Source organism: Bacillus sp. FJAT-27251 (genome assembly GCF_001273925.1).
Classification (GTDB): Bacteria; Bacillota; Bacilli; order Bacillales; family Cytobacillaceae; genus Mesobacillus_B.
The window spans coordinates 3,776,452-3,802,033 of the sequence record NZ_LIGG01000001.1 but is presented as its reverse complement, the minus strand read 5'-3'; the positions used below and the strand labels follow the sequence as shown (position 1 = coordinate 3,802,033).

Below are 25,582 nucleotides of genomic sequence, written 5' to 3'. Positions count from 1 at the left end.
GGGAATGGGGAAGGGTGTAGGAGATTATTGTTTGAATGCCTGGGTGATTCGGACAAGGAAGCTGGCTTTTCCTGGGGTGGAGTCCGAAAGCGCGGTGGATTCGGACAGGCACCCTAGCTTTTCCCCGAAAGCTGTCCGAAAACGGGGCTGATTCGGACAGGCACTCCTGCTTTTCCTCTGGAGTAGTCAGAATGAGGGCTTGATTCGGACTGGGCACCCAGCTTTTCGTCAGGAGTAGTCCGAAAGCGGGGCTGATTCGGACAGGCACCCCAGATTTTCCTCGAGAGTAGTCCGAATACCACGCTGATTCGGACAAACACCCAAGTTTCTCCTCGGGAGTTGTCCGAAACCCCAACTGATTCGGACAATCCACCACGGTTTTCATCCCCACCTGTCCGAATAATCACATCCAAACCAACATCCAAACCAACATCACGACCCGCGACCCCCTAAATCACCTGCTTATAAAATTTAATCTGAAACGTTGTCCCAACACCTTTTACACTTTTCACGACAATATCGCCTTGCTGGCTTGCGATGATGCTGTGGGCCATTGCCAGGCCAATCCCAACGCTGTCATCACTAGCGTTTTTACCCTTGTAAAATCGCTGGAATATGTATGGGAGATCCTCTTTGGCAATTCCATTCCCGTTATCACCAATCTCAATCTCTGTGTACAGGGCATTCTCTGAAAACACAATCGTGATCTCGCCGCCTTCACCTGTATGCTCGACACAGTTTTTGATGATATTGATGAGCGCTTCGGCGGACCAGTTGAAATCACCGATAAATGCAGCGTTCTCATCACCATCGACGGACAGCCTTTGCATTTTTATATCCATGGGAACCAAAAGCGGCTCGATCGCTTTGCGAACGAGGGGACCTACCAATACCTTTTCCTTTTTAAACGCAATCGTCCCTGCATCGATTTTTGAAAGCTTTAATAATGAAGAAACAAGCCATTCCATGCGTTCCAGCTGGACTTGGAGATTGCGGGTAAATTCTGCCCGTTTGGCATCTTCCAGTCGATTGTCCCGCAGCAAATCGGCCATCACCATCATCGAGGTAAGCGGGGTTTTTAACTGGTGGGAGATATCGGAAATCGCATTGGACAATTTGGCCTTATCCTCGGACAGAACCGCTCCTTGCTCAGAAAGCATTCTGGTCACTTTATAGATCTGACTTTTCAGGAGGCTTAACTCTCCTTCATGGTTATCGCGAACGTCCAGCTTAAAATCACCATTGCTGATTTGCTGGAGGTATCCTGAAAGCTTTTCAATTTCCTGGTAACGCCATTTGGTGAAAATCAGCGTACAGCCAATCAGGAGGATGGCGACTCCAAGCACCAAAACGGCACCAAGCATGGACACGAAAATGGCTGCCACACTAAAGCCGATTAGACTTATCAAAAGCAGAATGGCCAGCAGGATTTGAACTTCCCGGTTACGAAACAAATTTAGTCACCAACCTTATAGCCCATGCCGCGTATGGTCTTGATCAGCGTCGGGTTTTGCGGATTGTCTTCCAGCTTCTCCCGCAATCTTTTAATATACACAGTCAACGTGTTGTCGTTGACAAAATCACCGGCCACATCCCAGATCCGGTCCAGCAGCTGGGCCCTTGTAAGGACCTGTCCAATGTGATTGGCGAAAATAAGGAAAAGCCGATACTCCAGGGCAGTCAACAATACTTCTTTCCCTTGCTTGTACACCTTTCCTTCGAGTGTGTTGATTTGAATATTCCCGATATCAATGGTGTTCTGCGGCTGGGCATGGCGGTGGTACCGGCGGAGGACGGATTTAATCCTCGAAACCAGTTCGCGGATGCGAAAAGGTTTGGTGATATAATCATCCGCTCCCATATCGAGGCCCATGACGACGTTCACTTCATCATCAAAGGCTGTTAAAAAGATGACCGGAATATCCCGGCGTTTTTTCACGAGTGCGCATAAGTCATACCCGCTGCCATCGGGCAAGTTAAGGTCAAAGAGGCATAAATCGATTTCGCCGATTTGATTCTGAATCATTTCTTTTGCAGAGGCAGCATCATGGCAAAGCACTGTCTCATACTCCTCCTGCTTTAGTGAGTACTCTAATCCGGAAGCGATAGTCCGGTCATCTTCAACCAATAAGATTTTCATTCTGTTCATCCTAACATTCAGGTTTTCTATTTTTATCTTATTGGAAGAGGGGGGTATCGTCAAAATTAAGTGATGAGCAGGGGAGGGGAATCAAAAAACAGAAGAGACGTTTCTCTTCTGTTTTTCGGCAGAATACTTAAAGCCACTTATTCATCATCCTTGGAATTCTCCTGATAATGCTCATTCAGATATGGATTTTCCGTCGTAGCAAAGTTAGCAGATTGAAGGCTCATCTCCGGATCCATCCCGTAATACCCCTTCAATTGGTCGTTTACTGTTTGCCCACTCCTGAATTGCGGTTCCCTTTTTCCTTTCATAATGCACCTCTTTTCTTTCCCTTATTTTTCAATAATGGAGAAAGAATCATACCAGTTGCACCAAATTATATGGGCTTGCAGGCTTGGCTGAGCACAGGTTTTATTGTATCACTCTGAAGAGGGCGTCACTTGACGAACTGAACAGATGCTTCTCCAAGTGTACTAAATGACGCGGTGAACTGGTCGCCAGGCTTTGCTTCAACCGCTGCCGAGAGGGCTCCGGATAATATCACTTCGCCGGCTTTTAATGATACGCCGTATTCGTGCAGCTTATTGGCGAGCCAGGCTACACAAAAGGCTGGATCACCCAATACATCTGTGCCGCTGCCCTCATTGATGACTTCATTGTTTTTTAACAGCTTCATCGTAACAGATTTTAAATCCACATCGCTGATTTTCACTTTGTTGGTCCCAAGAACATACAACCCGCAGGATGCATTGTCGGCCACTGTATCCACCAATTTTATTTTCCAGTCTTTAATGCGGCTGTCGACAATTTCAATTGCAGGGACTACATAATCTGTTGCACCTAAAACATCTTCAACAGACACATTTGGACCAGTTAAATCCTGTTTCAGAACAAAAGCGATTTCGCCTTCAATCTTCGGCTGGAAGAGTGAGCTAAGGGAAACCGTCCCGCCATTTGGCACCTCCATCGAATGGAAGAGATGCCCATAGTCCGGCTGATCGACACCAAGAAGGTTTTGCATCGCCAATGATGTTAAGCCGATTTTCTTACCGGTAATGCGGCTGCCTTCATCTGTGGCTTTCTCAATTCGCCGAAGTTGAATCTGATAGGCATCATCAATCGTCATTGCTGGGTCTTGCGTGGAGAGCGGCACCGGTATCGATTCATGCTTTTCATAGGCATCATCCAGAAGCTGGACAGCCTTTGATATGAACTCGTTTGTCAAAGAAATACCCCCTTTATGAGATGGTTTGGGAAGACAAGGCTGCTTTGACATGTCTTAACCAATGTATCTTTATTATACTATTAAACAGATTCGCTTTGGATTCTATTAGATGCAGCTCTCCTAGCTCATCTACTAAAATGATGCTTTTAACAGTACGGTCTGAACCTTCCAGCTCAGCTTCATAGATTCCTGGAGCAGGCAGCATGGTCTCTTCAACCAGCATAAATTTATCGCCGTTCCATGTTCTTTAACAAAATAATCCCTGCCAGGGAAGTGGCGGATTTCATGCACATTTGCGGAAAGCAGTCTTTGCTGTTCGGCGACCCAGGATACCAGATTTCCGATCCGGATTGGAAAACAATCGAATGGAATGGCAAGGATCTGGAGAAGGCAATCATCTGGCACGGATCCAATTTGCCGCAGGAATTCTTCAAATACGGTACACCGGTTAGAAAAGAACAGCCGGTAAAAGCTTAAACTCATTTATTAAAAACAGAAAGAGGAATCAATTTTGCTTTCTCTTTCTTTCTATGACACTCATTAAAAGTGAAAGGAAGGGTTTTTCTTGCAAATCAGTTCTAAATATATGGAAGTCAACGGAATTCATACTCACTATCATGAAGAAGGTTCAGTTACCGAGAAATGATTCTGAACCTTGTAAAAAAATTAATTTTAATGGGCTCCGTAGGGGTTCAGCACAAATTATCCTATGGATTGGACCGCGTCTGGGGGTACGAGCCTAGCCTGGAATCGATAGGCGAACTGATTCAATTATTCTCCTATAATCAGGATGCCGCCAAAAATGAAGAGCTGGTCCGCATGCGTTACGAAGCTAGCATAAAGCCAGAGAGCAGGGATGCTTTTGCCGCCATGTTCTATGATTCGCGGCAGGAAAGACTGGATGAACTCACATTGCCTGATGAAGATATCAAAAAAATTGAGACGAAGACATTATTGCTCCATGGATTGAATGACCAGGTTATCTTATTCGAAGATACCAGCTATAAATTATTTCAGCTCTTGCCACATGCCGAACTGCATTTATTCAATGAGTGCGGCCACTGGACACAAATTGAAAAGTCAGAACCGTTTATTGATCATATCCTGGCTTTTATTAAAAATGGATGAAGTTTGGAATATACCTTAAAATATTCATAATGTGGCAGGCTCTTCTACGTGGAAGGGCCTGCCTTCATTAAATTTTTTGGTGTTAAGAAATTGGCTGAAAGGACAGTCCATATCTTTCCTTTGTCTTCATCAAATCACCTCAAATAAAACAGCCACCCCAACACCACCGGCACTTCCAATCGCAGCCACTGCATAGTTCACCTTTTTTCTGCGCTGAGCTTCGTAAAAAAGGCGGGTAACCAGCACCGCGCCTGATCCGCCGTAAGGATGTCCGATTGTTAAAGCGCCTCCGGAAACATTGATTTTTTCATAAGGAATCGATAGCTCACGCGTGCATGCAGCGATTTTTGATGCAAACGCCTCATTGATTTCAAATAGGCCGATGTCTTCAACGGACAAATGATTTCTCTCCAAAAGCTCGCTGATTGCGGGAACAGGTGAAAATCCAGGGTAATGAGGATGAACGGCACTGACCTGGCTGTCTAGAAAGCGTAACACGGGCTGCATCTTCAGTTTGGATGCAAGTTCTTCCTCCATGATTAACACCGCCGCAGCTCCGTCGTTAATGCTGCAGCTGTTTGCGGCGGTAACCGTGCCATTTTCTTTTACAAAGATGGGKCTCGCTCTTTTTAACAATGCCTCGATGTTTCGCTCTTTTAAAAAGCATTCATCAACAGATCGGTCTTCCCAGCCTATGATTTCCTGATCATAAACTCCTTCCCGATAAGCCTTCCAGCTCCTTTGATAACTTAGGCTTGCGTATTCATCCTGCATGTCTTTTGAGATGGCAAACTCTTGCGCTACTAATTCGGCCGCGACTCCCATATCGGGATCACCGATTTTGTCAGGAGAAAATCTTGCCCGGGCGGGGAAGTGGGAGGTGCTGGCACTCTCGGTTCCGCCTGCAAGATAACAGCGCCCAGCATTCCCTTGAATATAGTGACAGGCAGTCCGAATCGCTTCAAGTCCTGCACTGCATTGTCTGTCAATCGTCATTCCCGGGACGGAAAGGGGAAGGCCGGCTTCTAAAGCGGTCAAACGGGCAATATTTCCTCCTGGGCCAACGACATTCCCAAGGATCACGTCGTCTATTTCACGTTCTACACCCGAAGCTAGATGGGAAAGCAGGGGGGCCGCAAGAAGATGGGCTTCTACATGTCGGAACTGGCCGTCTTTTTTCCCAATTGGGGTTCGTTTTGCTTTTACAATCACAGCTTTTTTAATGGACGTTCACCTCGTTTTCGATGAGCTCTTTAACACGCATCCGGGCGATTTTACCGCTTGTTGTATGAGGGATTTCATCAACAAAATACCATTTTCGCGGCAGCTTGTAAGCAGATAATTTTTCTCTGCATTGTTTTTTCAAATCGCGCCTGGAAGCCTTTCCTTTGATGACCGCCACTGGGACTTGTCCCCAGTAAGGATCGCTCGCCCCTATGACGGCGGCTTCCTCGACATGCGGATGTTCCATTAATACGGCCTCGATTTCTTCAGGGAATATGTTCACACCACCATATAAAATCATGTTTTTCTCCCGTCCGACTATGTATAAAAAACCATCTTTATCCAAATAGCCCATATCATCAACGGTCGCCCAGCCGTCTGCATCTGTAATGGTTCGAATACCTGGAGAATCTCCCCAAAGATATCCCAAAATGAACATGTCACTTTTGACATATATCTTTCCGATTTCTCCGCTCTCTGCCAGTTCATGATTTTCGCGTCTAATTTGGATTTCAACATTATGGCAAGGCTTGCCGACGGAACCAGGAAGGTATCCTTTTTCGTCGTTACTGGACATAACAGATACATAACTCAGTTCACTTGCTCCGTAAAATTCAAAAATCGTGACATCATGAAACTGTTCTTGAATCCTTCGTTTTGAATCATCCTCCCATTTTGCCCCAGAGGAGATGATCTTGATCGGTTTTTCAACTGTTTCCGACTTTACAGCAATCGCCTCAATCATCGTCGGAACAACATAAAGTACGGTAATTGGAAGTGTTTTCACCCATTTTAGCGTCTGTACTGGTGAAAATTTCTCCAACAGGTAAACAGAGCCGCCTGAATATAAAGTGCTGACAGCTCCATAAAGGAAATGCGAATGGATGAGCGCTCCGGGAATGAGGACATGTTCCGCTCGTTCTAACTGAAAATCCTCCAAATTGCATGCGAAACTGGCGATCCATGAATCATGGGAACGGACAAACGCTTTTGGCACCCCGGTTGAACCAGAAGTGAATCCCATGTAAAAGGGAGCGCTCCCGGCGATTTCGTGATTCCATGAAGGGGGATAAAGAAGGATCTGCTCACAAGCGTCCTCCCAAATAATGATTCTCGTGTCAATCCCTTTAAGGTGTTTGGCGAACGTCTCCGTTGTGACGATGACGGAAGGAGATGAAACGGTTACACGCTGTTTCAACTCGGCGGCCTTCCATTTAACATCATACGGGACCGAAATCAAACCAGCCATGGCTGTACCAGAAAAGAGTTGCAGAAAAGGAATACCATTTGGCATTAAAATGCCAATTTTTCCGGTGTTTCCTTCTAATGAGTGCAGCCAATTGGCCGTCTGGCAAACCATTTGACCCCACTCCCGATAACGAATCGTCTCAAACCGAGTTTGAATCGCAATTTTATCGGGATACAGGATCTTATGTTCCTGATAGGGTGCAACAATCGTTGTCATGGAAAAGCTCTCCTTTTTTAAAAAAGAACATTTTAATATGAAGCTAGGTTTCTATTAAAAATGGGGTAACTTTGCAGTTTATATACTAAGAGAGAGGCAAGCGTTGCTTTAATAGCATCTCCTGGCAAGAACACAAGGCTCATTTTAATTGCTTCTGGCAGACCGATGTTCATAATGAAAGCTTGTACAGGGATACCAATCAAGTAAATGATGAAAATACCTGCCGTCAAGTTGATGAGTAAAATATGGCCAATTCGTAATTTTTTAAGTCGGGATTGGATATAGCCAAGGCAAAATGCCGTAATCGGGTAGGCCAGTAAATAACCCGCGCTTGGTCCGAAAAAGACACCTATTCCTCCGCGGCCTCCGGACAAAAGTGGAAGGCCTGCAGCGACAAGCAGCAAAAACACGATTTGACTCATCGCTCCTAAACGCGCACCCAAAATTCCGCCCGCAAGCAGAACCCCCAGCGTCTGCATCGTAATCGGTACCGGTGTAAACGATAGAAAAATCGGCGGAAGAAATCCCAAAGCTCCCATAATCGCTGCAAATAAAGCTACATGAGTTATTTCCCGAATATTCATCTTTTTCCTCCTAGTAAAAAATAAATAGTTTTTTATAACACTCATTCTAATTGTGTCTGGAGAAAAGTGTCAACTATATTTTATAATTAGTTTACATATGGAGAAGGGGACAGGTGCCTGTCCCTGTGTCCCTATAAAAAAACACCTCTCCATAAAATTTGAAGAGGTGTCTATTGTATTAAATGTATTTTTTCATCCATTCCTGGAAGTTTGCAATAACACCGTCTATAAAGGCGATGGTTGCTTCGTCTGTCAGGTTTCCTTCAGCATCAAACTTTTCATGCACTGCACCTATGTATACTTCATTGCCGCCAAGGACCGGAGAGTTTAAGCCAACTGCAAACAAGATATCCCGCAGGTGCATCTGCGCTTTAACCGATCCCAAATTCCCCATGGAAGAGCCCATAATGATCGACGGTTTGCCATTCATTACTTTCTCTACCCGGCTTAGCCAGTCAATGGCATTTCCTAATACCCCCGGAATGGTTCCATTGTATTCAGGTGTTACCCAAAGAACGGCATCCGCTTCTTTGACTTTTGCTTTGAAATCAAGCACTTCTTGCGGAGCATCCAATTCGAGATCCTGGTTGTACATAGGCAGGGGGGCCAAGTCTAAAATCTCGACTTCAAACTGATCAGCATAACGTTGTTGAACATGCTTTGCCACCCGTAAATTATAGGAGTTTTTCCGAATGCTTCCTACGATTGCTACTACTTTCATTTTGTTTACCTCCAGAAGTTAAATATTGACGAGGTTGCAATTCTTTTGGAGCTGCTTCAGTAATAAATTCACTGAGACAGCAAGTCCTTTAATCAGGGTAGATAACCCTTTGTTGGCATTGCTTACCTCATCTTCTATTAATCCTACTACTTTTTCACCTAAAATGCGCAAATGGAGTTTCAATATATGAAACTGTACGGACTATAAATATATAAGAATATTATTAAAAAAGAAATCCGTTCAGCTGTCTGAACGGATAGAGGATTGTTTATTATAAAACCTAGATTCCTGTCTTGACGCCAAACCCTACTAATACCAGGCCGGCTGATTTTTGGAATGCTTTCTGGAATCTGGGGTTATTCAGCCACTTTTTCGCATAATCAATGACAGATACAAGGGTCAAAAACCATAATACGGCGAGCAGCGTAAGGATGGCTGCCAACACCATCAATTGATGGTTTACATTTCCGTTCAAATTGATAAATTGGGGCATGACGGAGATATAGACCAAAACCGTCTTTGGATTTAGGACGTTGCTTAGCAATGCTTGCATAAAGGACTGTTTATTATATGTGGCTGCAGGCTTTGCAGGTGAATTCGCTTGTGCCTGGATTTCCTCGAGGGAAAACACGCTTTTTGCAAAAAAACTCCTGATTCCCAAATAAATTAGGTAGGCGGCTCCCAAATATTTAATCGTACTGAACAGAATCACGGACTTGGCAATGACAACTGATAATCCAAGGATGGCTATGAGCGTCCAAAAGGAAAGTCCTGTTGCCATTCCCAGAACGGTATATCGTCCAGCTTTCGGTCCATAGCTGAGCGTGTTTTTCACCAGTAGCATCGTATCTGCACCTGGAATCACAACCATCATGGCGGCAATTGAAATGTATGTAAGTAAGCTCTCCATGTTTTTCCCCTTTCCTTTAGTGACTACGTTGGTAACTACTTTTCATGAGTATATCAGAAAATTTGGAAGTAACCAATAGTTTTGATAAAATATTAGTGACTAGGGTAGCGACTAATTTAAAGCTGGAGGGTTTATGAAAGAAACCATTTTTGAAACATTAAAGAACCTGAATTTTACCGAGTATGAAGCGAAAGCGTATCTTGCCTTATTGGAGGAATCTCCATTAACGGGGTATGCAGTAGCGAAACATTCCGGTGTTCCACGTTCAAAAATATATGAGGTCCTGGATGGTCTCGCCATCCGCGGAGATATTCTCGTAAGTCCGGGCAATACCCCGCAATATACTCCTGTGCCGGCCAAAGAGCTGATTAAAAACCGCCGAAGGGAAGCAGAAGAGAATTTTGAACTGGCGGAAAAGTCATTAGCGGAGTTTGAACGCTCTGCCAATGACCGTGAAAATATATGGAATATCATGGAACGGAATAAAATACTTGATAAGGTAAAAGGTTGTATAGGATCTGCCACCAAAAGGATCCTTCTGGAAATATGGAAAGACGAATACGAAGAATTGGAAGCTGAGCTAAGACAGGCATCACTGCGAGGAGTCAACGTAACCATTGTTGCCTATGGGGAAATTTCGTCAAATTTTGCCCAGGTTTATCTCCATTATATGGGGGATGCAATAACCGAAGAGTATGGGGGACGATGGCTTGTTATCAGTGCAGATGATTCAGAGGTAGTAGCCGGTATTGTCTCGCTCGGGAAAGACAGCCGTGCCGCATGGACAAGACATGTGGGTTTAGTGATGCCGATTACCGAAGTCATCATTCAAGACTTGTATCTCATGGAAATTATGGAGAAGCACAGAGGACTTTTAGAAGAGAGCTTTGGGGAAAATCTCGTTAATTTACGACGAAAGTTTTCTATATATCCGGATTATAAAAAGCATTATCTTAAATGAAACAGACTATCTGAATTCGATTAAAGCCTCTTTCCCTGCGGAAGAGGCTTTTTGAAGTCAAGAGGTCGAGGAACAGGGACGTTGTCCGGCTTGGCTTCCTGACGGAGATGACCCTTGTCACAAGTTGGAAACAGGTATTTTAAATAAATCGATTTATTGATGCAATCCAGCCAGGAATTGATACAATTCCCGCGTTAATCGATGCAATAAATGCATTTTATGAAGCAATAACCGCTTTTCAAGAAAAATAATCACATTTTTAGATGAAGTAGCGTATTTTTTCGTGCTAATGACTGCCTATGTGTTGAAAAAAGCTGCCTCGCAGCGGTGGCTGATTCGGATTTATCCCTTTTATTCAATCATCTCCCAAAACTGGACAGCCGCCTTCGAGAAAGGCTCATCTTTTACTCGTAAAAATACAGGTTCCATGCTGTAATCCAATTCTTCGAGCTCAAGCAGCGTTGTGTGTTCCGGGAAAGGTGAGGCGTACTCCATTCTTGGAATAATCGATAAGCCCAAACCTCTGCTTACCAGCGCCACCACCATTGTGAGGTTCTTGCACTCAATCATGATATTGGGCTTCAATCCCCGCTCATCGAATGCTTTAAGGATGTGCTCATGGAAAAAATGTCCTTCCATTGCACCTAGCATTATGATAGGGAAGGAGGCGATTTGCTCAAACGTTGGATTTTGCGATGGGAACTTTGGCAGCCAATCAGTCGGTATAATCACGACAGATGGCTGTCTGTTTATGCTCTTCCTATCATAACGTTCCGTGTTTCCTGGCCGTAATAGTAAAGCAATATGAATTTCTCTTTGTTCAAGTTTGATTAGCAATTCCTCCGAGTCGCCAGTAATGATATTGATTTTCACATCGGGAAATTGGGTTCGGAACAGACTGACATAGTCAATGAGCAAATTAGAGCAGGCAGAAGATACACCAATGCTCACGGTTCCGGCAATGCCATGTTCAATTTCCGCAATTCGCTGCCGTACATCCTCGGTCTGCCTTAACGTTCTCTCCGCATATTGGTAGTAGATTTCTCCTGTTTCGGTAAGCTCCCATTTTTGGCGATAGCGGTGAATCAAAGTCGTCCCCAGATCCTTTTCAAGCTTTTTTAACAGCTGGCTAAGCGGGGGCTGAGCGATGTGTAGCACTTCGGCCGCTTTCGAAATGCTCCCCTGTCGTACGATTTCCCGGAAGTAATGCAATTGCCGAATATCCATTCTAACTCCTCGTTATATGTAATTACATATGAATAGTTTACCATATATATATTATTTTTATGTTGCCACCGATGTTATATTTAAATGTATAACATTTCACAAAGAGAAGGATGGTCTATATTATATGAAGGTAAATTCGAAGCGCCTGATCCTATACGTGCTCGGCTTATTTTGTTTGTCTTTTGGGGTCAGCCTATCGATCCAGGCAGGGCTGGGCGTATCGCCCGTTTCATCACTAGCGTATGCCATTTCCCTCACAAATGGCTTATCGGTTGGGGTAACAACCATACTAGCCAATGTGTTATTTATTGTAATTCAAATTTTGTTAAATAAACGAATCGAGTTTCAGGAATCCGCTGTTCAATTAATTGTTGCGTTATTGTTTGGGTTCTTTATGGATGCTACCCTATTCCTTGTCCAGCTTTTCCCTGCACCTGAAACCATTCTAGCAAGATTCCTCTTTTTAGTTGCCAGTTTATTCGTTGTCGCTGCCGGATTATTGGGCTATTTCACAGCGAAGCTTCCATTAATGCCATACGACGCGCTCACCTATGCAATCAGCGAAAAATTCAAACTGAAATTCAGCAAAGCGAAGATTACCAGTGATTTGATCAATGTAGGGGTTGCTGGTGCTGTCTGTATGATTTTCATACAATCACTCGGATCGATCGGGATTGGTACAATTGTGGCCGCCTATTTTATCGGCAAAATTTTAGGCTGGATGATTCCGCACTGCCAAAAACCAATGCAGCAATGGGTGTTTAAAATGGAAAAGGTGGAAAATCCTATCTCAGCGGGAATAGGGAGAAAGCTGGCAGGAGCACAAACTAAAAAAAGGCCTTTATAGAAACAGTTTTCAAAAGACACCTGTCATAGGTGTTTTTTTGCAATATAATCTAAGCCTTAGTGTAGCGAACAGAGCGAACAGTGCCTGGCACCGTTCGCACTGTCTTTATTTCCCGTTTTTACATCGAAATAGAAGAACCGGCACTTTGCTTAAGCTTAAAATGTACGACTGCACTATAAAAGCGGCGTCCGTCTTCGCTGACGTACATTTGGTGGGAGACGGAATGGACTGAGAGTAAAAGGGCTTTGTTGTTTTCGATTTGGGCCTGAATTTTATCTTCTAGCGCTTTAATGCTTTCAGCCTCAAAGAACTCAATCTTATCTTCATAAAAATCTAAGTTTAGCTGTAAACTCATTTTATCCTCCAATAGGCATAATAAGCATAATTTTATCATCGTCCATAAGTATTCTTCAAGGAAACAGGAGCCGATGACATTGCTGCATAAAGAGACTGCTAGGATAAAATAAAGAACCAGCTTAGCTATTCTAAGCTGGTTCCCAACTAGCGATATTGAACAGCGGTTCTTTAACTGTTCCTTTTTAAAATTCTTTTCCTTTGAAAAGTTCCATAAAAGCCTGGAAAATCTCAATTCCTTGGTACGTGAACAATGACAAAGAAGTCAAAGATAAAAAACCAATCATGATATATCGAAACAACATTGTTTTGTTCCTCCTCTTGTTAACATAATGTTTTACGCGTTAACTTCAGAGGAAACAATCACGTATTTCGATTGGTAAAGAATTGGAGTAAGAAACGCCGAAGTGATCATATAACGAATCAGGAAATACAGCATACATATGAATGCCATCATAACGCACACGAGTAAAGCAGGGAAGAAAATGCCCGGTCCTGAGGGATGTTTATGATCATCACCTAACAGCCATCCACTATGGTCAACAGCTATATGAGGTGCGTCCTGTTGAAAAGCATATATCTTTCCACCAGCTTGGTGGAGGTTTAGTTGAGAATAGGAAAGCGATGGCAGAAGGAAGAGCAAGAAGAATGGAATCAACTTATTCAAGTGATAATCGCCTCCTTTTCTATTGTTTCCATCATACACAAGTTTAATAAATTGTAAAACAACTATTTTGTGACATGATTTTACAATAGAACGGTTCCAGTGACAAAAAAGGCTTCGATTTTCATTAAATCACAGCAAACATTTTTGGGCCAATATCCAAAAAAGACCTGTACAGAGACTTCCCGCATGCACCATTTTAACGTAGGAACATACATTGTTTACATACTGTGGAATGCCCAGTTTGATTCCAAGGAGGTTGTTCTTTTGAATAGAGAGTTGTTTGCTATCGCCAATCAATTGGAAAATGCCCTTCGGAACAGCAATGAATTTATTCATTTATTAAGAAAGTATGAGGAAGTGAATGCTAATCCTGCAGCAAAAAATCTTTTTAATACATTCAATCAGCTGCAAATGAATTTATACCAAAAACAAATGAGCGGGCAGGAGGTAACCCAGCAAGAAGTAGACACGCTCCAAAACTTAACTGCCCGCATCCAGCAGGATGAAAAAGTTTCTGGATTAATGGAAGCCAATTTTCACCTGAATACATTGATGATGGAGTTAAACAAAATGATCCTAAAACCGGTGGAGGAATTGTACGCTCACTCCCAGGGAGGAGCCACGGAATCCATTCATCCGGGGCAAAACATTAGATATTATTAAAGGTGGTATTCACTGCTCCCTTTGGCAGATTATAGTGTCTTTACAACCCGTCCAAGGCTTTTCGCCGGCATCTTTCTTCCTTCCATGAAAAATCCCGCACTTTGCAATATGCAGCCTGTCAGATTCATAAAAATGAAAATAAATTCCCAATACTAGATGTTTGCCCATGACAAAATTAGGTGAATGCATATTCTTATAGTGACTTTGATTATGAGGAGGAGGGAGCATGTATACAGATATGCCATTGAGCCAGGATGTAATGTTTGATCAAAATGATGAAAGGATTTTTGGGCGTCCCTTTGGATTCGGCCGTCCGTTTGGATTTGGGTTCGGTCGCCCATTCGGATTTGGCCGTCCCTTCGGGTTCGGGTTTGGCCGCCCATTTGGATTTGGATTCGGACGCCCATGGGGTTGGGGCGGTTTTGGCTGGGGAGCTCCATTCCTTGGAGGATTATTAGGCGGTGTCCTTGGAAGCACGCTTTTAGGCTATCCATATGGATACGGCTTTGGTTATCCATATGGATACGGCTTTGGTTATCCTTATGGTTATGGCTTTGGCTATCCATTTGGATATGGTTTTGGCTACCCATTTATTTAAAAAAAGGTGTGTTGAGAAGCAGCCGTAATTTGAAATTGAAACTTAATTAGGGGGAGAAGGAAAATGGACCGACAATTTGGCAGCGGAATGGGCTACGGAGGATATCCAGGTTTTGGCATGAGCCCGGGAATGGGTTATGGTGGATATCCGGGCTTTGGCATGGGACATGGCGGTTATCCGTTTCACCATGGACATGGAGGATACCCGATGCATCATGGGTACGGAGGATACCCAATGCATCATGGTTATGGAGGTTATCCAATGCAACATGGATATGGAGGTTTCCCAATGCAGCATGGATATGGGGGAGCTCCAATGCAACAAGGGTATGGCAATTATTAGGTAGCGTTTGCCAGGCTGGCTAGCCCATCTCCTAAGGGATAAAGGGTCGTCGAGGCGTTTGGGAGATAAAGGTACTAGCAGCTCTTTAAAAAAGCAACGCCTTAATAGGAAGGAAAAGCCCTGTTTACACGTTAATAGTGTAAACAAGGGCTTTTTTGGTGCAGGGAGAAGAGACTTTTTAGCTCTTTCCGCTGATTGCTTTTATCTGAGAAACTCCTCATAAAAGAAAATAGGCAACCAGCGTCCCAACAAGTCCGATAAACAAAGCGAACGGCATGTTCTTTAAGGTGATCCGGTAAGGGCTCTCTTCCATGCTGATGGAAGTCAGTGTAACAAGCAATCCATATGTTCCGACGGTGAAGGTAGCGACTGAGCCTGTAATCAGCACTATCGCAATGCTGACCGGATTCATGATTTCCAGGAGAGGGGTAATGATCCCAGTCAAAATGCCCACTGTTGCAATTGGATGCACCCCGAACATGCTGAAGAATACAAAGCTTGCCTGCAGCAAAAATAATAAAATGAATGGGTAATCCGAAACGAGCGACAGCGGCTTTTGGATGGCCTCCAGGAACGACGTATCATTTAAAGTGTTCGAGAACAAGGATAGGGATATAAACAGCACAATGAAGTTCTGCATGTTATTCGTCTTTGTTTTCCATGTATTCCAGCCAATCGTCCAGAAGCTTCTGCTTCTTTTCATCAGAAGGGACCAAACATAGGCAAAAGGCAAAATAAGCAGTGTGACGGTCAGGGTGAAATTAAGCTTGAACAGGTTTCCCAACAAGACGACAAGCGTTAAAAACAAGGCAAGGGACACAACTAACTGGATTACTTTTCGGGTCAGGTTTCGGACATTTATCTTTTGCGAACTATTAGGTTTGGCGTTTCCGTATGCATATTTCCTATAATGGAACCGGCCCCATATGGAGTCCGCCACCAGAGAGACTATAGCAATCAATAGCAGCCAGGGCAATAAAGAAACATAGTCAACTCCGGTTGTCACGATCGATACGGCCAGCGTGATTTCCAAAGGGCTCCATAATAAGGCCAATGAGTATCCTCGTAATGTGGCCGTGGAGATAAATGAGTTTCGCAGTTTTTTGCCAAGAGGCGCCAAATTCGTCTTTAAAACATCCTGGGAGATGGTCGCGGCGGGCAGATTCAAAAAGGCCGCCAATGTATGGGTCGTCACCGAACTGCGCGGATACAGTTTCCCCAGGTCGGAAACATTCACTTTAATAAGCTGGTTCAAACTGCGGTCAAACCGGCCGCTTTGCACGACACTGTTCATCCAGGGCAGCATCGCCAAGAGGGTCAGCAGCGACAGATTGGATGTCAGCAGCTGGGGAATGGTCAGGATGGATTGCCCCGTTGTGAAAAATAAATATCCTCCAATCGCGAGGAAAGCACTGCCAAGGATTTTGAACAATCCAGACGCTGCAGGAAACGAGATTACTAGCATGATAATCGTCAGGATTCCCAGAAAACCATTTAAGATTTCACTGCCAATAAAAACATTAGTCAAATAGATTAGGAAAACAAAAGAATAAAAGACATAAAGATAGCGAAAGATTACATGCTGTTTCATGACTGCCTCCAAGAAAATATATACAATATTGTAAAATCCATGAATCTTCATTATACCCTTATTTGAAGAGTATGTTAACAAAACAAACAATCCGCCAGACAAAAGGTAAACCCGAGATTTTGGAGTGGCTTTCGATTATCTGGCCTGTGAATGGGGAAACTCAAGAGGAGAGGGTCAAAAGGGAGCATTTCCCTTTTGCTTGAAGGGTTTTTACATAACAGAATGGAGGAGAAAACATCATGCTATATCCATTAGCAACGGAAAGCCGGGTTGTTGTCGACTTAAGCGGAATTTGGAAGTTTATGATTGATAAAGAAGAGGAACGCATTGAAGTGTCACAGCCACTTCCAACCAATGAAGTTGTCGCTGTTCCTGCATCATTTAATGATCAGGCATTGTCCAAAGAAATCCGCGAGCACAACGGGTATATATGGTATGAAAAAGAATTCACAGTTGCGAAAGCTTTGCGCAATGAACGATTGGTGCTGCGCTTTGGTTCTGCTACTCATGAAGCATGGGTGTACTTGAACGGAAAGGAAATCACTCATCATAAAGGCGGTTTTACACCATTTGAAATTGAAATCAACGACTTTTTGGCAGATGGCGCAAACCGTTTAACCGTGCGTCTGAGCAATCTGCTGGATTATACAACACTGCCGGTTGGCAACTATACGGAAGAGAAAGATGAAAATGGCCGTACCATCCGCAAAGTCGATGAGAACTTTGATTTTTTTAACTATGCGGGACTGCATCGTCCGGTCAAAATATGTACCACCCCACATGATTACATAGAGGATATCGTAATTGTTCCTGATGTGGATTTAACTTCAAAAAAGGCGGAAGTCCAAATCTCGGTAAAAACAGCTGGAGACTTTGATGAGGTACGAGTAACAATCGTAGATGAAGAGGGAGATCAAGTGGCCCAAGCTTCAGGAAATGATCTAAACATTTCAATTGAAAACGTCAAACTGTGGCAGCCTCTGGGTGCCTATCTTTATACAGCTAAAGTGGAAGGCATTAAAGGCGGAGAAAGCGTCGATGTTTATGAAGAGGCATTCGGTGTCCGCAAAGTTGAAGTGAAGCGCGGAAAATTCCTGATTAACGGCGAATCGTTCTATTTTAAAGGTTTTGGAAAGCATGAAGATACATTTGTACAAGGCCGCGGCTTGAATGAAGCTTATAATGTTCTCGACATTAACTTGATGAAGGATATGGGGGCCAATTCTTTCCGTACTTCCCATTATCCTTATTCGGAAGAAATGATGCGCCTGTGCGACCGGGAGGGAATTGTGGTCATCGATGAAACCCCGGCAGTTGGGTTATTCCACGGCTTTGGCTTTGATTTAAGCGGGAAGAATGCTCTCGCCACGTGGAGCGAGCTTAAAACAAAAGAAGCACACGAACAGGTCATTCGCGAATTGATTGACCGCGACAAAAATCACGCATGTGTGGTGATGTGGTCGATTGCCAATGAGCCTGCTTCCCATATCGAGGGAGCGTACGAATATTTCGAGCCATTATTCCAGCTTGCCCGCGAGCTTGATCCGCAAAAGCGTCCTTGCACCCTTGTCAACATCCTGATGGCAACGCCGAAAGAAGATAAAACCTCCGACCTGGTGGATGTCATCGCCTTAAACCGCTATTATGGCTGGKATTTGCAAAATGGGGATTTAGAGGCTGCAGAAAAGGAGACGCGTAAAGAGCTGCTGCAATGGCAGGAAAAGTATCGTGACAAACCAATCATGTATACGGAATATGGAGCGGATACAGTCGCCGGATTCCATAGTGCCTACGGGGAACCTTTCAGTGAGGAATACCAGGAAGATTACTACCGCATGAACAGCAAAGTGTTTGATGAAATCCCCAATTTTGTGGGTGAACAATTATGGAATTTTGCCGACTTCCAGACCAAATTCGGAATCATGCGTGTCCAGGGGAATAAAAAAGGCGTCTTCACACGGGCCAGGGAACCGAAAATGGTCGTACGCTATTTAAAGGACCGCTGGACGAATATTCCTGACTTTGGCTATAAGAAGTGATATTAAAAAAGATGCCGATGTGCGGAGCATATCGGCATCTTTTTGCTTTCCCAAAAAACAATAGTGAATATCCTGGGTTACCCCAAAAAACGTTTATCATACCCCATTCGCTCCGAAGCCTCTATCCCGGCGTTTATCACCTTCTTTGCAATAGCAGGTATTTGATAATCCTTCATACGCTGCAAGGGCCCGACTACATTTATTGCACATACTACCTTGCCTGTATAATCCCGTATGGGCGCTGCTACAGACCTTGTGCCTTGTGTTAACTCTTCCGTACTGATGGCATAACCCATCTTCCGGATATTATCCATCTCTGCCCGCAGCTGGTCCGGGTCTGTGATGCTCTTGCTCGTATAAGCTTTCAATCCTCGCCGGATCACTTCCTCGACAAGGCTTTCATCACTAAAAGCCAGCAGCAGCTTTCCGGAGCTTGTACAGTAGGAGGGGTTTCTTCGTCCAAGATGGGTCAAGATTCGGACAGGCTGATTGCATTCCTCCTTGTGAATATAAATGGTATCCAATTCATCGAGGACTGATAGATGGGCCGTTTCCTTTGTATCGTTTACTAGCTTATATAAAACAGGTGCAGCCTCTTTATGAATTTCCAAATGGTTTGTGACAATCCCCCCAAGCGTTAATACAGATAGTCCCAGCTTATATCCGCCAGTGTTTTTATCCTTTATGACAAAGCCTTCACTGGCAAGGGTCGATAAGAGGCGGCTTACGGTGCTTTTTGCCAAGCCCAGGGAATTTGCAAGATCGCTGACCTTTTGGGTGGGTTCAAATGTTGAGAAGCTATTTAGAATTTGAAGCGCATAGCTAACTGACGATAGAATTTGTGGATTGCTTTTCTTACGAGTCATCTTGGTTTCCCTTCTTTCCCGGATATTTTCCAACAGTGTGGAACAGGCACGGTGTCTGTTTGAATATTTTACCATCAAGAAACTTTCTTTGGAACCGTTTGCCGTTTAAAGTTTTAAATATTTTAAATATTTTGTTTTTGTTCCGTATAAAGGAACTGGCCGCTTTTTGGGTTAATGGTCATACCCTATAATGAAATCAAGCCCCAGGAATATGAGCAAAAAGAAGTGAAGGATTTTCGGCTCTTGAGAAAATTAGCATAGTCCATAAGTACAGTAGGAGGTAGTGGGATGCTTGATACTAAAGAAAAGGCTGATTTGAAGGCAATTAATTGTCTGCATTATATTGGCGGATGCTATGTGGCTTCCGGGAATGGAAAGACCTTTAATAACATCAACCCCGCAACAGAGGAAGTTCTTGGGATTGTTGCAAATGGAGGAACAGAAGAAGTTGACTTGGCTGTGAGTGCTGCCAGAAAGGCCCTTAAGGGAGAATGGGGCAGTATGCCATTGCGCCAGCGTTCGGCCGTTCTTCGCAGGATTGGTGATTTAATAAAAGAACGTCATGAAGAACTGGCGATTTTGGAATCACTTGATACCGGGAAACCGCTATGGCTATCAAAAAGCGTCGATATTGACAGGGCGGCCTATAATTTTCATTTCTTTGCAGATTATATGATATCAGTCGGAACGGAAGCCTATCAACAGGATGACATTGCTGTTCACTATGCAATCAGACGTCCAGTCGGTGTTTTGGGATTGATCAATCCCTGGAATCTGCCATTATTATTAATGACCTGGAAACTTGCCCCGGCTCTTGCTGCCGGAAATACGGTTGTCATGAAGCCCTCTGAAGTCACTCCGATGACAGCAACCGTATTGGCACAAATCTGTACAGATGCTGGCGTACCTGAAGGTGTCGTCAATGTGGTTCACGGTTTTGGCGAAACGGGTGCTGCGATAACCTCCCACAAGGATGTGGATGCCATTGCCTTTACAGGAGAAACCCTTACAGGCAGTGCCATTATGAAAGCGGCCGCCCCCACATTGAAGAAGCTTTCTTTTGAGCTGGGCGGTAAAAATCCCAACATTATTTTTGCCGATGCAAATCTGGATGAGGTCATTGAAACAACGATCAAGTCAAGCTTTATCAATCAAGGAGAGGTTTGCTTATGCGGATCAAGAATTTACGTAGAGCGCCCAATTTATGATACGTTCCTGGAACGCTTTGCTGCTGCCGCAAAGAATCTAAAGGTGGGGGATCCATTTGATCCGGATACGTATGTAGGAGCTCTGGTAAGTGAAGAGCATTACCATAAGGTACTCAAGTATTTGGAAATTGCAAAGCTTGAGGGTGCTACCTTTCTTACAGGAGGAAATCCAGTTGATTTAGGAAAGGGATATTTTATCGAGCCTTCCATTATCACAGGTCTGGGCAAGGACTCAAGATGTGTGCGTGAGGAGATTTTTGGACCAGTTGTTACCGTTCTTCCATTTGACACAGAAATGGAAGTAATGGAACAGGTCAATGATACGCATTATGGATTAAGTGCAAGTTTATGGACTTCCGATATCAAACGGGCAACTCGGATTTCCGCAAAAATTGAAGCAGGAATGGTTTGGATCAACACTTGGTTTTTACGGGATTTGCGTACACCTTTTGGCGGCATGAAGCATAGCGGAATAGGCCGCGAAGGAGGCGCACACAGCTTTGACTTCTACACGGAATTAACGAATGTAACCATCAAGCTATAGGTGCTGCCGTATGAATTGGAATGGAGGTATTACATGGATAAAGATTTGATTGATAGGCTGGCTGATTATGTGCATGATGCCGAGAAAGAAAAAAGGGAAGTCAGAAAAATAACAGCGGAGTTATATCCGCAGCTGACAATCGAAGAATCCTATCTCATCCAGGAGGAGTTAGTCAGACGGAAGCTGGAAGAGGGGCATAAAATCGCTGGTCCTAAAATGGGCATTACCAGTGAAGCGAAAATGAAACAAATGAATGTGGAGGACCCTATATATGGCTTTGTATTTGATTACATGGTTGTAGAAGCAGGCGAAGCCATCGCGGTCTCGGATTATATCCATCCAAAAGTAGAACCGGAAATAGGTTTCATTTTATCGAGGGATTTGGAAGGCCCCGATGTGACGGCTCTGGATGTTTTACAGGCTACGGAATATGTTTTTCCGGCCTTGGAAATTATTGATAGCCGCTATGAAAATTTTAATTTCACTTTGCCAGATGTTATCGCAGATAATACATCAGCGGCGGGTGCTATATTTGGGATGACGTTAAAAAGACCGGAGACACTTGAATTGGATGAAGTAGAGGTCAATTTGGAGGTGAATGGACAAATTCGGGCATCAGGCGCAGGGGCTGCAGTGCTTGGACATCCGGCAAATTCTGTTGCAAGGCTCGCTAATATGCTCTGGAAAAAAGGCGGGAAGGTCAAAGCTGGGCAGCCGATTTTAACGGGTGGCATGACGGCCGCGGTGCCTCTTACTCCAGGAGACTATGTAACCGCAAAATACAGTGGACTTGGAGAAGTGGCGTTTATCGTCAAATAAAAAACGATAGGGGCGAATAGATTGCCAATCATTAATATTCAAATTTTCGAAGGAAGATCGGGAGAGATCATTGAGAAATTGATTGAAGATGTTACCGCAACAGTTGGCGAGACACTAAATGCTCCAAAAGAAAATATCCGTGTCATTGTAACAGAAGTGAAAAAGACCCATTGGGGCATTGGTGGCAGGAGCGCTGAACAATTAGGACGTTAGCAAAATAGATCCTTTAATTTCTTTGCATGCAAGCAGTCACCTATTCATACAAAATTGGGAGGAATGGGATATGGGTTTATCAAATGCAAAACAAAAAGGAATGGAACTTACAGAACTGGATCTGAAATTATCGAATGTGGCCCATATTGGCCATGCTTCAATCAATGTAACGAATTTGGAAAAATCACTTTGGTTCTTTACTGAAGTACTTGGTTTGCATGTGTCGGCAGAAGAAAGTGGCAGAGTATATTTGAGAGCGTGGCAGGATTGGGATCATCACACCTTGGTTCTTAATGAAGCAGAGGAATCAGGATTGGACCACTTCGGATGGAGGGTGAATTCGGAAAAAGCCCTTTATGCATTTGAAAAAACACTGAAAGAGGCTGGGATTGATTTCAAGTGGATTGCCGGGGGAAATGAATTGGCTCAAGGGGATGCCATCAAATTTTACAGCCCATCCGGAATTCCAATCGAGCTTTACTGGGAAATGGAAGCGTATTCAAACCCGCTGACAGCATCCAGACTTCCGAGTCATCCAATGAAATATAGCGGAAGAGGCGCAGCACCGCGCCGCTTTGACCACGTCAATGTAATGGTTAACGATGTAAAGAAGGAGCAGGAGTGGTGGACAAATCTGCTCGGAATTCATCATCGGTATTATATTCAGAATAGTGAGGATATACGATTGGGCTCCTGGTTGAGTAAAACAAATATTGCACACGAAATTGCCTTGATGCGCAACAGCAATCAAAATGGCACTCTATTACACCATGTAGCTTATTACCTGGATACACCAGATGAATTATTCCGTGCCTTAAATATAATGGCAGAAAATGATATCAAAATTGAGTGGGGCCCAGGTAAACACGGCACTAGTGGCGCACAATTCCTGTATGCTTTTGAACCTTCCGGAAACCGAATTGAACTATGGACAGGCGGAATGCTTATTTTTGCCCCGGATTGGCAGCCAATTGAGTGGAAGTCAGGATCAGGGCAGCTAGGCTTGGATATGTGGGGAAGTACACCGCCAGAAAGCTACCTGACTTATGGTACCAAAATACAAGGATAAATGGCTAAGGAAACTAGTCAAAAGAAAGGAGGAACATTGGTGAAAAATTTGCGGGTCGACTTTCATACCCACATCATTTCCAGCGAGTTCCCAAATTTGGCGGCAGAATATGGTGACGACCGTTTTCCGGTTTTTCAAAAATCCTGCAGCTGTGGTGCTGAAATTATGGTGAAAGGGAAAACGTTCCGGAAAATAACAGACCAAACATGGGATCCCGAAAAACGGATAGAGGATATGGATAAAGAAGGTGTAGACATCCAGGTCCTATCACCAATTCCAGTGACCTTTTCCTACTGGTCCAGTCCTGAAGCCTGCCTCAAGCTCGCCAGGTCCCAAAATGATTTTATAGCTTCCGTTGTAAAAAAGTATCCGGACCGATTCGTGGGAATGGGGACTGTTCCTCTTCAGAGTGTCGAACTGGCTATTGGTGAAATGGATAGGGCAGTGAATGAGCTTGGATTAAGAGGGATTCAAATTGGCTCAAATGTAAATGACCGGAACTTTGATCATATTTCCCTGTATCCTTTCTTTGAAGCAGCTGCCGAAATGAATGTTCCCCTATTTGTACACCCCTGGGCCACTTTAGGCAGGGAAAGATTGGATAAGTTTAATTCGATGTACACGATTGGCATGCCATCGGAAACGGCACTTGCAGCTGGAAGCATCATTATGAGCGGGATGCTTGATAAGCTGCCCAATTTGAAGGTTTGCTTTGCACATGGAGGAGGGGCATTACCGTATCTTCTTCCCAGAATGGATATGGGATGGGAGGTTTGGCAAGATACAAGAAATACAGTAAATCCTCCAAGTATGTATGCTAAAAAACTATACTATGACTCACTCGTCTATGACCCTATTAACCTTAAGTTCATGATTGAACGGTTTGGGGCCAAACAAATTATTGCTGGATCGGATTATCCATTCCTGCTGCGAGAGAAACCGGTTGGAAAAGTGATTGACAGCCTGCAGGATATTCCGCAAGAAGATATACGATTAATGCTTGGTCAAAATGCATTGGATTTTCTTGGTTTACAGCAGTTAAATAACGTAATTTGTTGAGGGGGAATGTTCGTTGAAAAAAGCAAAAATACTCCTTGTGATGATTTCGATGTTATTAGTAGTTATTCTTGGTGCTTGCAGTGATAATAAAAAAGAAGCCAGTACTTCTGGTGATGAAGGAAAAACATATGAATTTAAGTTCAGCAATGTCACTGCACCTACGCATATCTGGAATAGATTTGGCGAGAAATTAGCGGAAGAGCTTGAAACAAGATCCGATGGGAGAATGAAAATGGAAATCTTCCCATCTGCACAACTTGGTCCAGAAGCTGATATGGTCCAGCAGCTTCAAAATGGTTCACTTGATTTTGCATTAATTACAGTTCCATACATGAGCACCCGTTTTCCTGCGCTGGATGGCTGGAATATGCCATTTTTATTCGAGGATCTGGAAGCTTCCCTGGCTGCACAGAATACCAAACCAGCAAAGGAAATGCTTGGGTTGTTGGAGGAACAGGGACTTTTGGGAATGGATTACTTTTTTGCAGCAAATCATAACCTGCTTGTAAAAGGAGACCCAATACAAAACCTTGCAGAAGTGGACGGAAGAAAGCTGCGGTTTACTGGTGGAGCATCTGTGCTTGATTATTGGAAAGGTTTGGGTGCAAGCCCCATTGCGATGGGATTGCCTGAAGTTTATAACGCCTTGCAGACTGGTGTTATAGATGGGGTATCTGTGGACACAAACCCGATGTTATCCGAAAAATATTATGAGATCGGTAAAAACTATGTACTAACAAACCACATGGCTTTTGGCGGTGTGTTTACAGCAAGTAAGAAAAACTATGAAAGTATGCCAGAGGAAGATCAGAAAATTTTTGATGAAGCCCTTGCAGCCGCCGTTGAATGGGGCGAGGCGGAACTAGTGGCTGGTGAAAAAGAAAATCTTAAAAAACTGGAAGGTTTGATTAATGTTGTCGAGCTGGATAATCGTAAGGAATTTATCCAGGAGGCACAAAAGATTTACGATAAATATTCCAGCGATAATGAGCTAATTAAGGAGTTTATAGAGGCAGTCCAAAAATAGCAACAATAACAAATAAGGGAGGTTGTCTATTAACACAGGAACGGACTATATAGACAACCTCAATTTTCTATTGGAGGGTCCATGC

The 25,582-nt window shown here is 43.8% G+C and carries 30 protein-coding genes; 14 read left to right on the top strand and 16 right to left on the bottom strand.

The window, feature by feature from the left end:
• Positions 1–113 precede the first annotated feature (113 nt).
• From ADU22_RS17890 to ADU22_RS17870, 6 genes are all read right to left on the bottom strand, one after another.
• On the bottom strand, positions 114–320 hold the full coding sequence (locus ADU22_RS17890) for a hypothetical protein (protein WP_156324389.1): 207 nt from the start codon (positions 318–320) through the stop codon (positions 114–116).
• Positions 321–449: 129 nt separating this feature from the next.
• Positions 450–1,454 (bottom strand): sensor histidine kinase, encoded by a 1,005-nt coding sequence (locus ADU22_RS17885; protein WP_053363378.1) that lies wholly within the window; start codon positions 1,452–1,454, stop codon positions 450–452.
• Between the two features lie 2 nt (positions 1,455–1,456).
• A complete protein-coding gene (locus tag ADU22_RS17880) occupies positions 1,457–2,140 on the bottom strand; it encodes a response regulator transcription factor (protein ID WP_053363377.1) in 684 nt (227 codons plus the stop codon).
• A gap of 146 nt (positions 2,141–2,286) precedes the next feature.
• On the bottom strand, positions 2,287–2,457 hold the full coding sequence (locus ADU22_RS25045) for a hypothetical protein (RefSeq protein ID WP_197280085.1): 171 nt from the start codon (positions 2,455–2,457) through the stop codon (positions 2,287–2,289).
• A gap of 125 nt (positions 2,458–2,582) precedes the next feature.
• Entirely contained in the window at positions 2,583–3,371 is a 789-nt protein-coding gene (locus tag ADU22_RS17875; RefSeq protein ID WP_053363376.1) for a 2-keto-4-pentenoate hydratase, read from the bottom strand.
• 13 nt (positions 3,372–3,384) lie between these two features.
• On the bottom strand, positions 3,385–3,594 hold the full coding sequence (locus ADU22_RS17870) for a hypothetical protein (RefSeq protein WP_053363375.1): 210 nt from the start codon (positions 3,592–3,594) through the stop codon (positions 3,385–3,387).
• Between the two features lie 62 nt (positions 3,595–3,656).
• On the opposite strand from ADU22_RS17870, the gene ADU22_RS17865 reads away from it, so the two are divergent.
• Both ADU22_RS17865 and ADU22_RS17860 read left to right on the top strand, forming a co-directional pair.
• On the top strand, positions 3,657–3,848 hold the full coding sequence (locus ADU22_RS17865; protein WP_053363374.1) for a VOC family protein: 192 nt from the start codon (positions 3,657–3,659) through the stop codon (positions 3,846–3,848).
• 165 nt (positions 3,849–4,013) lie between these two features.
• On the top strand, positions 4,014–4,499 hold the full coding sequence (locus ADU22_RS17860; RefSeq protein WP_231687904.1) for an alpha/beta fold hydrolase: 486 nt from the start codon (positions 4,014–4,016) through the stop codon (positions 4,497–4,499).
• Positions 4,500–4,628: 129 nt separating this feature from the next.
• On the opposite strand, the gene ADU22_RS17855 is transcribed toward ADU22_RS17860, so the two are convergent.
• The 5 genes from ADU22_RS17855 to ADU22_RS17835 all read right to left on the bottom strand — a co-directional run bounded on the left by ADU22_RS17855 (position 4,629) and on the right by ADU22_RS17835 (position 9,403).
• A complete protein-coding gene (locus ADU22_RS17855; RefSeq protein ID WP_053363373.1) occupies positions 4,629–5,723 on the bottom strand; it encodes an acetyl-CoA C-acyltransferase in 1,095 nt (364 codons plus the stop codon).
• Positions 5,719–7,188 (bottom strand): AMP-binding protein, encoded by a 1,470-nt coding sequence (locus ADU22_RS17850; protein WP_053363372.1) that lies wholly within the window; start codon positions 7,186–7,188, stop codon positions 5,719–5,721. The genes ADU22_RS17855 and ADU22_RS17850 overlap by 5 nt, the downstream gene beginning before the upstream one ends.
• A 32-nt stretch (positions 7,189–7,220) precedes the next feature.
• Positions 7,221–7,772: a biotin transporter BioY gene (locus ADU22_RS17845; RefSeq protein WP_053363371.1), complete on the bottom strand. Its 552-nt coding sequence runs from the start codon at positions 7,770–7,772 to the stop codon at positions 7,221–7,223.
• Between the two features lie 178 nt (positions 7,773–7,950).
• Positions 7,951–8,493 carry an NADPH-dependent FMN reductase gene (locus tag ADU22_RS17840; RefSeq protein WP_053363370.1) on the bottom strand — a complete coding sequence of 181 codons (543 nt, stop codon included), beginning with the start codon at positions 8,491–8,493 and terminating at the stop codon, positions 7,951–7,953.
• A gap of 280 nt (positions 8,494–8,773) precedes the next feature.
• The gene (locus tag ADU22_RS17835; RefSeq protein ID WP_053363369.1) at positions 8,774–9,403 is read right to left on the bottom strand and encodes a homoserine/threonine efflux transporter; all 630 of its coding nucleotides are present in this window, start codon (positions 9,401–9,403) and stop codon (positions 8,774–8,776) included.
• A gap of 133 nt (positions 9,404–9,536) precedes the next feature.
• Between ADU22_RS17835 and ADU22_RS17830 the strand changes: the two genes are divergently transcribed.
• Complete coding sequence (locus ADU22_RS17830; RefSeq protein ID WP_053363368.1) at positions 9,537–10,364, top strand: TrmB family transcriptional regulator; 828 nt, start codon at positions 9,537–9,539, stop codon at positions 10,362–10,364.
• A 351-nt stretch (positions 10,365–10,715) separates the two neighbouring features.
• Here the strand turns inward: ADU22_RS17830 and ADU22_RS17825 are convergent, their stop codons facing one another.
• The gene (locus ADU22_RS17825; RefSeq protein WP_053363367.1) at positions 10,716–11,591 is read right to left on the bottom strand and encodes a LysR family transcriptional regulator; all 876 of its coding nucleotides are present in this window, start codon (positions 11,589–11,591) and stop codon (positions 10,716–10,718) included.
• A 124-nt stretch (positions 11,592–11,715) separates the two neighbouring features.
• Between ADU22_RS17825 and ADU22_RS17820 the strand changes: the two genes are divergently transcribed.
• Positions 11,716–12,438 carry a YczE/YyaS/YitT family protein gene (locus ADU22_RS17820; RefSeq protein ID WP_231687903.1) on the top strand — a complete coding sequence of 241 codons (723 nt, stop codon included), beginning with the start codon at positions 11,716–11,718 and terminating at the stop codon, positions 12,436–12,438.
• A 118-nt stretch (positions 12,439–12,556) separates the two neighbouring features.
• Here the strand turns inward: ADU22_RS17820 and ADU22_RS17815 are convergent, their stop codons facing one another.
• Positions 12,557–12,793, bottom strand: coding sequence for a DUF2536 family protein (locus tag ADU22_RS17815; RefSeq protein WP_053363366.1), 237 nt, complete (start codon positions 12,791–12,793; stop codon positions 12,557–12,559).
• Between the two features lie 336 nt (positions 12,794–13,129).
• Positions 13,130–13,459 (bottom strand): hypothetical protein, encoded by a 330-nt coding sequence (locus ADU22_RS17810; protein ID WP_053363365.1) that lies wholly within the window; start codon positions 13,457–13,459, stop codon positions 13,130–13,132.
• A gap of 264 nt (positions 13,460–13,723) precedes the next feature.
• Here ADU22_RS17810 and ADU22_RS17805 point away from each other — a divergent pair, with 264 nt between their 5' ends.
• From ADU22_RS17805 to ADU22_RS17795, 3 genes are all read left to right on the top strand, one after another.
• Positions 13,724–14,122 carry a YlbF/YmcA family competence regulator gene (locus ADU22_RS17805; RefSeq protein ID WP_053363364.1) on the top strand — a complete coding sequence of 133 codons (399 nt, stop codon included), beginning with the start codon at positions 13,724–13,726 and terminating at the stop codon, positions 14,120–14,122.
• 226 nt (positions 14,123–14,348) lie between these two features.
• A complete protein-coding gene (gene ymaG / locus ADU22_RS17800; RefSeq protein ID WP_197280083.1) occupies positions 14,349–14,720 on the top strand; it encodes an inner spore coat protein YmaG in 372 nt (123 codons plus the stop codon).
• 63 nt (positions 14,721–14,783) lie between these two features.
• Positions 14,784–15,062 carry a hypothetical protein gene (locus ADU22_RS17795; RefSeq protein WP_053363363.1) on the top strand — a complete coding sequence of 93 codons (279 nt, stop codon included), beginning with the start codon at positions 14,784–14,786 and terminating at the stop codon, positions 15,060–15,062.
• Positions 15,063–15,279: 217 nt separating this feature from the next.
• Here ADU22_RS17795 and ADU22_RS17790 read toward each other — a convergent pair whose 3' ends face one another.
• Entirely contained in the window at positions 15,280–16,653 is a 1,374-nt protein-coding gene (locus tag ADU22_RS17790; RefSeq protein ID WP_053363362.1) for a hypothetical protein, read from the bottom strand.
• A 239-nt stretch (positions 16,654–16,892) separates the two neighbouring features.
• Between ADU22_RS17790 and uidA the strand changes: the two genes are divergently transcribed.
• Positions 16,893–18,692, top strand: a complete 1,800-nt coding sequence (gene uidA / locus ADU22_RS17785) for a beta-glucuronidase (protein WP_053363361.1) — start codon at positions 16,893–16,895, stop codon at positions 18,690–18,692.
• 77 nt (positions 18,693–18,769) lie between these two features.
• Here uidA and ADU22_RS17780 read toward each other — a convergent pair whose 3' ends face one another.
• On the bottom strand, positions 18,770–19,558 hold the full coding sequence (locus ADU22_RS17780; protein WP_053364638.1) for an IclR family transcriptional regulator: 789 nt from the start codon (positions 19,556–19,558) through the stop codon (positions 18,770–18,772).
• Between the two features lie 288 nt (positions 19,559–19,846).
• Between ADU22_RS17780 and ADU22_RS17775 the strand changes: the two genes are divergently transcribed.
• The 6 genes from ADU22_RS17775 (at position 19,847) to ADU22_RS17750 (ending at position 25,497) form a co-directional block, all read left to right on the top strand.
• Positions 19,847–21,310: an aldehyde dehydrogenase gene (locus tag ADU22_RS17775; protein WP_053363360.1), complete on the top strand. Its 1,464-nt coding sequence runs from the start codon at positions 19,847–19,849 to the stop codon at positions 21,308–21,310.
• A gap of 33 nt (positions 21,311–21,343) precedes the next feature.
• Positions 21,344–22,129: a 2-keto-4-pentenoate hydratase gene (locus tag ADU22_RS17770; RefSeq protein ID WP_053363359.1), complete on the top strand. Its 786-nt coding sequence runs from the start codon at positions 21,344–21,346 to the stop codon at positions 22,127–22,129.
• A gap of 21 nt (positions 22,130–22,150) precedes the next feature.
• The gene (locus tag ADU22_RS17765; RefSeq protein ID WP_053363358.1) at positions 22,151–22,342 is read left to right on the top strand and encodes a 4-oxalocrotonate tautomerase; all 192 of its coding nucleotides are present in this window, start codon (positions 22,151–22,153) and stop codon (positions 22,340–22,342) included.
• A 70-nt stretch (positions 22,343–22,412) separates the two neighbouring features.
• On the top strand, positions 22,413–23,411 hold the full coding sequence (locus ADU22_RS17760) for a VOC family protein (RefSeq protein WP_053363357.1): 999 nt from the start codon (positions 22,413–22,415) through the stop codon (positions 23,409–23,411).
• Positions 23,412–24,470 (top strand): amidohydrolase family protein, encoded by a 1,059-nt coding sequence (locus tag ADU22_RS17755; protein ID WP_053363356.1) that lies wholly within the window; start codon positions 23,412–23,414, stop codon positions 24,468–24,470. It begins immediately after the preceding gene.
• A gap of 13 nt (positions 24,471–24,483) precedes the next feature.
• Positions 24,484–25,497 (top strand): TRAP transporter substrate-binding protein, encoded by a 1,014-nt coding sequence (locus tag ADU22_RS17750; protein ID WP_053363355.1) that lies wholly within the window; start codon positions 24,484–24,486, stop codon positions 25,495–25,497.
• The last annotated feature ends 85 nt before the right edge of the window (positions 25,498–25,582 follow it).

Bases quoted from the DNA above. Each gene is read 5' to 3' on its own strand.
- ADU22_RS17880 (WP_053363377.1), bottom strand. From the start codon at position 2,140: ATGAAAATCTTATTGGTTGAAGATGACCGGACTATCGCTTCCGGATTA.
- ADU22_RS25045 (WP_197280085.1), bottom strand. From the start codon at position 2,457: ATGAAAGGAAAAAGGGAACCGCAATTCAGGAGTGGGCAAACAGTAAAC.
- ADU22_RS17870 (WP_053363375.1), bottom strand. From the start codon at position 3,594: ATGCTGGTTGAAGAGACCATGCTGCCTGCTCCAGGAATCTATGAAGCT.
- ADU22_RS17865 (WP_053363374.1), top strand. From the start codon at position 3,657: ATGCACATTTGCGGAAAGCAGTCTTTGCTGTTCGGCGACCCAGGATAC.
- ADU22_RS17860 (WP_231687904.1), top strand. From the start codon at position 4,014: ATGATTCTGAACCTTGTAAAAAAATTAATTTTAATGGGCTCCGTAGGG.
- ADU22_RS17850 (WP_053363372.1), bottom strand. From the start codon at position 7,188: ATGACAACGATTGTTGCACCCTATCAGGAACATAAGATCCTGTATCCC.
- ADU22_RS17845 (WP_053363371.1), bottom strand. From the start codon at position 7,772: ATGAATATTCGGGAAATAACTCATGTAGCTTTATTTGCAGCGATTATG.
- ADU22_RS17840 (WP_053363370.1), bottom strand. From the start codon at position 8,493: ATGAAAGTAGTAGCAATCGTAGGAAGCATTCGGAAAAACTCCTATAAT.
- ADU22_RS17835 (WP_053363369.1), bottom strand. From the start codon at position 9,403: ATGGAGAGCTTACTTACATACATTTCAATTGCCGCCATGATGGTTGTG.
- ADU22_RS17830 (WP_053363368.1), top strand. From the start codon at position 9,537: ATGAAAGAAACCATTTTTGAAACATTAAAGAACCTGAATTTTACCGAG.
- ADU22_RS17825 (WP_053363367.1), bottom strand. From the start codon at position 11,591: ATGGATATTCGGCAATTGCATTACTTCCGGGAAATCGTACGACAGGGG.
- ADU22_RS17820 (WP_231687903.1), top strand. From the start codon at position 11,716: ATGAAGGTAAATTCGAAGCGCCTGATCCTATACGTGCTCGGCTTATTT.
- ADU22_RS17815 (WP_053363366.1), bottom strand. From the start codon at position 12,793: ATGAGTTTACAGCTAAACTTAGATTTTTATGAAGATAAGATTGAGTTC.
- ymaG (WP_197280083.1), top strand. From the start codon at position 14,349: ATGTATACAGATATGCCATTGAGCCAGGATGTAATGTTTGATCAAAAT.
- ADU22_RS17795 (WP_053363363.1), top strand. From the start codon at position 14,784: ATGGACCGACAATTTGGCAGCGGAATGGGCTACGGAGGATATCCAGGT.
- ADU22_RS17790 (WP_053363362.1), bottom strand. From the start codon at position 16,653: ATGAAACAGCATGTAATCTTTCGCTATCTTTATGTCTTTTATTCTTTT.
- ADU22_RS17780 (WP_053364638.1), bottom strand. From the start codon at position 19,558: ATGACTCGTAAGAAAAGCAATCCACAAATTCTATCGTCAGTTAGCTAT.
- ADU22_RS17775 (WP_053363360.1), top strand. From the start codon at position 19,847: ATGCTTGATACTAAAGAAAAGGCTGATTTGAAGGCAATTAATTGTCTG.
- ADU22_RS17770 (WP_053363359.1), top strand. From the start codon at position 21,344: ATGGATAAAGATTTGATTGATAGGCTGGCTGATTATGTGCATGATGCC.
- ADU22_RS17760 (WP_053363357.1), top strand. From the start codon at position 22,413: ATGGGTTTATCAAATGCAAAACAAAAAGGAATGGAACTTACAGAACTG.
- ADU22_RS17755 (WP_053363356.1), top strand. From the start codon at position 23,412: ATGGCTAAGGAAACTAGTCAAAAGAAAGGAGGAACATTGGTGAAAAAT.